At 59.4% G+C, this 6,435-nt stretch carries 4 protein-coding genes and 1 pseudogene; 1 reads left to right on the top strand and 4 read right to left on the bottom strand.

Annotated features, from left to right (window positions below):
• From GHO41_RS15955 to GHO41_RS15940, 4 genes and pseudogenes are all read right to left on the bottom strand, one after another.
• Window positions 1-467, bottom strand: a pseudogene (locus tag GHO41_RS15955) (alpha/beta hydrolase); the annotation flags it as partial.
• 19 nt (window positions 468-486) lie between these two features.
• On the bottom strand, window positions 487-2,727 hold the full coding sequence (locus tag GHO41_RS15950; RefSeq protein ID WP_153328002.1) for a TonB-dependent siderophore receptor: 2,241 nt from the start codon (window positions 2,725-2,727) through the stop codon (window positions 487-489).
• 73 nt (window positions 2,728-2,800) lie between these two features.
• A complete protein-coding gene (locus GHO41_RS15945; protein ID WP_153434096.1) occupies window positions 2,801-4,150 on the bottom strand; it encodes a sensor histidine kinase in 1,350 nt (449 codons plus the stop codon).
• On the bottom strand, window positions 4,150-4,848 hold the full coding sequence (locus tag GHO41_RS15940) for a response regulator transcription factor (protein ID WP_048370224.1): 699 nt from the start codon (window positions 4,846-4,848) through the stop codon (window positions 4,150-4,152). Before GHO41_RS15940 ends, GHO41_RS15945 begins: the two co-directional genes overlap by 1 nt.
• Window positions 4,849-5,092: 244 nt before the next feature.
• Here GHO41_RS15940 and GHO41_RS15935 point away from each other — a divergent pair, with 244 nt between their 5' ends.
• Window positions 5,093-6,304 carry a M24 family metallopeptidase gene (locus GHO41_RS15935; protein ID WP_153327998.1) on the top strand — a complete coding sequence of 404 codons (1,212 nt, stop codon included), beginning with the start codon at window positions 5,093-5,095 and terminating at the stop codon, window positions 6,302-6,304.
• Window positions 6,305-6,435 lie beyond the last annotated feature (131 nt).

Below are 6,435 nucleotides of genomic sequence, written 5' to 3'. Positions count from 1 at the left end.
CGCAGCAGGTCGAGGAAGACGTCAGCGCCGCCGCTGGGTTGCTCGGTCAGCGGGTCGGTTTGCCGGGCGGCGCTCGGTCTGCTCGGGGTGTAGTCATAGGTGCGGGCGTTGCGCTCAATACGCAGCGGCGTCTGGTAACCGATGGCCACCAGCAACGGCGCTTTTCCGTCCGCCAACGTATTGAGCAACTGAGGATCCAGCGCGCCCATTGCGGCATTACCATCGAGCATCCAGACCACCGGATAGCCGTCTTTGGGCGGTGCGCTGGCGGGGCGGCCAATCCACAGTTGGTAGTGGCGCTGGCCGTCAGCAGAGTCCAGCAGTAGCGAGCTGAAACTGTATTTGAGGTCTTTGCGCTGCAGCAGGCTGGTGTCCATGGGCTGGTCAGGCGCAGGTCGGGCCTGAGCTGCTTGCACGGGCAGGGCCAGTGCAAGCAGCAGCGCCAGAGGGACGATCATCGTTCTCATCAGGCGATCTCGTTATGGCTCAGAACGACGCGGTCAGGCTGGTGAACAGCGTACGGCCCGGTTCGTTGTAAGTCGCGGCACCGGCGCCTTCGATATTGGCCACACCTTGGGCGTTGCCTTCGCGGTACAAGCGCTTGTCAAACAGGTTCTCGACGCCTGCGGTGATGCTCAGGTGACGGGTGATGGCGTAGGTGCCGCTGATCCCGGCGATGGCGTAAGGTGCCAGCTGGTTGTTGGACGTCCCCGTGACGCGTTCGCCGTGGTAATCGAATTTTTTCGGCGTCTGTTTACCGTACCAGGCCACGCTGGCTTGCAGCGACAGGTCTTGGGTGGCCTGCCAGTCCAGCATCGAGTTCAGGGTGTAGCGCGGGGTCACCGACAGGTAATCACCTGTTTGCTTGTTTTTCGATTGCAGCATGTAGGTGAAGTTGTTGGTCCAGGTCACTTGCGCTGACAGCGGTAGCGTCAGGGTGCCTTCAAGGCCTTCAACCAGAGCCTTGGGCACGTTTTCCCACTGATAGATCCCTGCATTGGCATAGTCGCCGGTACCGCCCACGGCCTGGCCGATGGGTGACAGGCCGGATTCGATCTTGTTTTTGTAGTCGTTGCGGAAGTAGGTCAAACCTGCGACAACGCCTTCGTTGTTGTACTCAATGCCCAACTCTTTGTTGACGCTGGTTTCAGCCTTGAGGTCGGCGTTGCCTTGCAGGTAGCAACTGGTCGTTTGCCCGTAGCAACCCTGGCCGCGGCTATACAGCAGATAGTCCGGGTTCAACTGGTACAGGTTGGGTGCCTTGTAGGCTCGGGCGATACCGGCTTTAAGGGTTACGGTGTTGGTCAATTCGTGTGACAGGTTGAGCGATGGGCTCCAGTTGTTGCCCACGATGCTGTGGTGATCCAGGCGCAAGCCCGGGGTCAGCATGGTGCCGGGCAGCAGCTCGATATTGTCAGCCGCAAACAGCGAGAAAATCTGCGCCGAGGAGCTGGTGCTGCGGTTGGTGCTGGTCAAGCCCGGAACCGCGCCTCCTTCGGTGGTCAGTTGGGTGTTGGCGCTGGGGTCATCGAGTTTTTGCTGGGTCCACTCGGTGCCCAGGGTCAAGGTCTGATCCAGCCCTGCGTGCAATGGCAAGTTAAGCTCGCCATGGGCGGTCAGGTCCTTGAGCACGGCGGTGTAGAAGCCACTATTGCTGAAGATGCCTTCGGTGCCCCCGGCCAAGCCTTCGTTGATCCGCGTGTTACGGGTTTTTTCGTATTGCAGGTAAGCCATGCTGCTGCCGAAATCCCATTCACCGCGATGGGTCAGCGCATAAGTCTCGCGGTAAGTTCGGTTGGTTTCATGGCCCAGCAGGCTTTTTACGTAAGCGTTGCTGTTGGTGTTTTGCGTGTCGCCGGTATAGATGTTGCCCTGGCGGCTGAAGCCCGCTTCGAACTCCAGAGTCTGCTGCGGGGTCAGGTGCCAGCTCAGCAAGCCGTTCACGTCTTTGTTGCGCACGCCTTCACGGCCAGCGGGCAGGGTGCCGACCTGGTTGCCGGTGCGCAGCGATTCGTGGCCCTGGTTGATGTCCCAGTCATCCGGGTCGGTCTTGGCTATGTTGCCGTAAACCCGGTAACTCAGGTTATCGGTCAGCGGGCCGTTCAGGCCGAAACTCATGCGCTCGGTGGCGCCTTCATCCTTGTGGGTCGGGAAGTTGCTGTAGACCGTGGCCTCACCGTGGGTTTCAGCCCCCGGCTGTTTGGTGATGATATTGACCACACCGCCAGCAGCACCGTTGCCGTACAAGGCAGCGGCGGGACCACGCAATACCTCTATGCGTGCGACCTGATCGGCCGGCACCCAGTTGGTGTCGCCGCGGCTGTCCCGCTCACCGCGCCAGCCATAACGCACGGAGTTACGGCTGTTGACCGGCTTGCCATCCACCAGAATCAAGGTGTTTTCCGGGCCCATGCCACGGATGTCGATCTGGCGGTTGTTGCCGCGCTGGCCGCTGGTGGAGTTGCCCGTCAGGTTGACCCCCGGCATGGTGCGAATGATCTGGGACAGGTCATTGGCCGGAGGGCGCTTTTTGATGTCTTCTGCGGTAATGATCGACACACCGGGCATCTGCTTGGTTTCTTCCAGCGCAGTGGCGACGACGTTGGTGTTTTCGAGTTCCAGCGCCGCAGGCGTGGTGTCCTGAGTCGCAGCCTGAACGGAACTGGTCAGCAGCCAGCAACTGGACAACACAAAAGGGGCGAAAGGGCGCAGCGCATGTAACGACATCGGGTGATCTCCGAGACAACCAGATACAAGAAGATCACGAATGATAATGACTGCTAATTGAGAGTAAAGCGCATTAACTTTCTAAACACTTCTGGGCCGGCAGCAACAGGTGCATGCACAGACCGGTTTCGCCGTTAGTCGCCCATAAGCGCCCTTGTTGCAGCTCGATGGCGCGCTGGGCAATGGCAAGGCCCAGGCCAAACCCTTCCCCAATCGAACCTTTGAGTCGCTGATACGGCACAAACAGGTTAAGCAGGTCTTCTTCTGCCACGCCGGGTCCCTGATCTTGCAGGCATAAATGCCAGGCATCGCCTTCGCGCCAGCCGCTGAGGGTGACGCTGCCATCTGGCGGTGAATAGCGAATGGCGTTGCGCAACAGGTTTTCCAGGGCCTGGGCCAGGCTGTCGAGGTGCACTTGCACGTAACACTCGGTGCCCAACAGGCAAGGCAAACGCTCGGCTGACCAGCCACTTTCAAAGCAGGCGTCTTCACACAAGGCTTCCCACACCGACAGCACCAGGACTGGCTCGCTGGGCAGTTGCGTGCGCTCGGTGTCCATCCAGGCCAGGTTGAGGGTGTCTTCGAGCAGGCGCTGCATGTCGTCGATTTCGCGGTCCAGCCGCTGGCGCAACTGCTGCGCCGGTAACCGGCTGTCATGGGCGATGCGCAGACGTGCCAGCGGTGTGCGCAATTCGTGACTCAGGGTGCGTAATAACAAGCGCTGCTGATTCAGGCTTTGGCGCAAGCGGCTGGCCATGTGTTCGAAGGCTTGAGCCAGCTCGCCCAACTCATCGCGGCGCTTGATCAACGGCAGCGGTACTTCGCTGTCCAGGTCATCTGCGCGCAAGGCATCGGCGCGATCACGCAGGCGATTGAGCGGCACCACCAGATTGCGATACAGCAGCACGCCGAGCAGTGCGGCGAGCAAGGTCGGCATCACGCCGTGACTGAGCACATGGGTCCACGGCGTGAGGCCGCTGGGCAACAGGCGCTCGGGCAGCTGGATAACCAACTGTCCTTGCTCGGGATGCGTGGGGAACGGAATGCTGACATAGGGCAGTTCGTCTTGCAGGCGTCGGCTCATGGGCCAATGCAGTTGGCGCATAAAGGTCAGCTGGCGATAAATCTCGGGCGTCAGCGGGGTGTTGCTCAAGCTTTCGAGATGCGGCCCCAGCACCGTGACCCAGGTGTTCTCTTTGGCGGCAACTTGCCGGGTAAAGCGCTGCAGTGCGTCACGGTCCTGTTGCTGCCAAATGTCTTCGGCCTGCTGGGCATACTCGGCCAGGTAATCGCGCTCTTCAGGCGTCAGAAAGTAGGTCTGGCGTTCAGTCGACAGGCCCCAGATCCAGATGATCCAGGTCAGCAGCAAACAAAAACTGACTTGTATCAGCGCCAGCTTCCACAGCAAGGGGTGACGGCGCATCAGTGTTTTTCCGTGTCGACCAGAATATAGCCCTGGCCGCGTATCGACTGGATCTGAATATGCTGCGCGCCGATCGCCGCCAGCTTGCGCCGGACATTGCACACGTGCACGTCGAGGCCACGGTCCAGTCGTGTGTAGATACGGTGCAACACCTGTTGATACAGAAACGCCTTGCTCAAGGGTTCGCCGCCGTGTTCATGCAAAGTGAGCAGCAGCCTGAACTCCGAGCCGGTAAACCCGGCCAGTTGGCCGTTGTGCAGCACATCCTGGGCGCTCTCATCAAAGATTATTGAGCCGTGCTGACGCTCAACCGCAACTGGCTTGAACATGGCCATGCGCCGCAGCAGCGCATCGGTGCGCGCGTCCAGTTCGGCCAGGCTGAAGGGTTTGGGCAGGTAATCATCGGCACCACGGGTAAAGCCGGTGATGCGGTCCTGTTCATTGCCCAGGGCCGACATCAGCATCACCGGCACATTTTGCTGGCTGCGCAGGGCTTCGAGCAGTGACAAGCCGTCGATGCCTGGCAACATGATGTCCAGCAGTACCAGATCAAAAGGGCGTTGTTGCAGTGCGTTGAGGCCCTGAATGCCATCCGGGCAACTGGTGACGGTAAAGCCGCGCTGCAACAGATGACGTTCGAGGTCGTGGCGAAGCCGGAAATCGTCTTCGACCAACAGCAAGTGGGTGGGGCTAGGCATAGGAGAAAGGTATCAATGAGAATATTTCACATTCGCGAATATCCCACTAATACCGATGCTGTGCAATTGCTATGACGGACAGGATGACAGTTGTCATCTGTCTAGCCCGGTGGATGCACAGCGGATCTGATCAACTACAGGTCGGATTCGCACAAAAAGGGCGGTCTTGCTTCTGTTCGAATGATCCTCAACGGCCGGCCCCGCAGGCGGCTTTCAAGTGCGATCACCGACAAGGGTACCTGACATGCAAATGCCTAAAACCATCCAGATCAAGAACGGCGAAAAAGTCACCCCAACGTTCTCGGCCCAGGAGTACGCCCATCGCCAGGCCAAGCTGCGTGCCTACATGGCGCAGAACAATATCGATGCAGCGGTGTTTACCTCGTACCACAACCTCAACTATTACAGTGACTTCCTGTACTGCTCGTTTGGCCGTAACTACGCACTGGTGGTCACGCAGGACCGCGTAGTAACCATCAGCGCCAACATCGATGGCGGCCAGCCCTGGCGCCGGACCGTGGGCACCGACAACATCGTTTACACCGACTGGCAGCGCGACAACTACTTTGTCGCCATCCAGCAAGCGTTGCCCAAGGCCGGGCGCATCGGGATCGAATTCGATCACATGAATTTACTCAATCGCGACAAGCTCGCCAGCCGTTACCCGCAAGCGGAGTTTGTCGACATCGCCGCCCCTTGCATGCGCTTGCGCATGATCAAGTCGGCTGAAGAACACGCGATTATTCGCCATGGCGCGCGTATCGCCGATATCGGCGGCGCGGCGGTTGTCGAGGCCTTGGCCGATCAGGTGCCGGAATACGAAGTGGCGCTGCATGCCACCCAGGCCATGGTCCGGGAAATTGCCCGCACCTTCCCGGACTCTGAGTTGATGGACAGCTGGACCTGGTTTCAGTCCGGCATCAACACCGATGGCGCGCACAACCCGGTGACCACCCGCAAGGTCAACAAAGGCGACATTCTGAGCCTGAACTGCTTCCCGATGATTGCCGGTTACTACACCGCGCTGGAGCGTACGTTGTTCCTGGATCATTGCTCTGACGCACACCTGCGCCTGTGGGAAGTGAACGTCAAGGTGCACGAGGCCGGGTTAAAGCTGATCAAGCCGGGCATGCGCTGCTCGGACATTGCCCGGCAGTTGAATGAGATCTTTCTGGAACACGATTTGCTGCAATATCGCACCTTTGGTTACGGCCATTCGTTTGGCACCTTGAGCCACTACTACGGGCGTGAAGCCGGGCTGGAGCTGCGTGAAGACATCGATACGGTGCTGGAGCCAGGGATGGTGGTGTCGATTGAGCCGATGATCATGATTCCCGAAGGCCGCCCCGGTGCCGGCGGCTATCGCGAACACGACATTTTGATCGTGAACGAACAGGGCGGTGAAAACATCACCCATTTCCCGTATGGCCCGCAGCACAACATCATCAAGAAATAAAACATCTGTAGCCGCTGCCGCAGGCTGCGCAACCCATCGCAGCCTGCGGCAGCGACTACAAAGCCCTGCTCAACGCATGCGCGCCTTAGACGCGCAGCGTTTCTGACCCATTACCCCTGCCAACAAGAACA

Source organism: Pseudomonas sp. FSL R10-0399, assembly GCF_009600165.1.
Lineage (GTDB): Bacteria > Pseudomonadota > Gammaproteobacteria > Pseudomonadales > Pseudomonadaceae > Aquipseudomonas > Aquipseudomonas helleri.
Note: the sequence above shows the minus strand (reverse complement) of the source record. Positions and strands in the feature narration are given on the sequence as shown.

Bases quoted from the DNA above. Each gene is read 5' to 3' on its own strand.
- GHO41_RS15935 (WP_153327998.1), top strand. From the start codon at position 5,093: ATGCAAATGCCTAAAACCATCCAGATCAAGAACGGCGAAAAAGTCACC.
- GHO41_RS15945 (WP_153434096.1), bottom strand. From the start codon at position 4,150: ATGCGCCGTCACCCCTTGCTGTGGAAGCTGGCGCTGATACAAGTCAGT.
- GHO41_RS15950 (WP_153328002.1), bottom strand. From the start codon at position 2,727: ATGTCGTTACATGCGCTGCGCCCTTTCGCCCCTTTTGTGTTGTCCAGT.
- GHO41_RS15940 (WP_048370224.1), bottom strand. From the start codon at position 4,848: ATGCCTAGCCCCACCCACTTGCTGTTGGTCGAAGACGATTTCCGGCTT.